Raw genomic sequence first — 309 nt, 5'->3', positions numbered from 1 at the left:
TAACCGGTACTAATGACCCGTGAGGCTTAACCTTACAACGCCAGAGGCGTTTTTGAGAGACAGATTTTCAGCTTGTTTTCCGGATAATTATTTGCGGAAACGAAAGATTTTACGGCGTGACAGGGCGCAGAGCGATGACGTCAGCGGGAGCATACAGAAGTATGTGACCGGTGCGGCTGAGCGATGGCAACGCGGTCCCGGCAGAAAAGGTTCGTTTCGTGCACAAAGAATTTGCCTGGCGGCTGTAGCGCGGTGGTCCCACCTGACCCCATGCCGAACTCAGAAGTGAAACGCCGTAGCGCCGATGGT

At 54.0% G+C, this 309-nt stretch carries 1 rRNA gene; it reads left to right on the top strand.

What is annotated here, in order from left to right:
• Positions 1–234 precede the first annotated feature (234 nt).
• Positions 235–309 (top strand): 5S ribosomal RNA (gene rrf, locus WFK59_RS22165); the annotation flags it as partial.

The organism is Pantoea sp. USHLN298 (genome assembly GCF_037149395.1).
Classification (GTDB): domain Bacteria; phylum Pseudomonadota; class Gammaproteobacteria; order Enterobacterales; family Enterobacteriaceae; genus Pantoea; species Pantoea astica.
The sequence above is the reverse complement of the archived record's forward strand: the minus strand, read 5'-3'. Positions and strand labels throughout refer to the sequence as shown.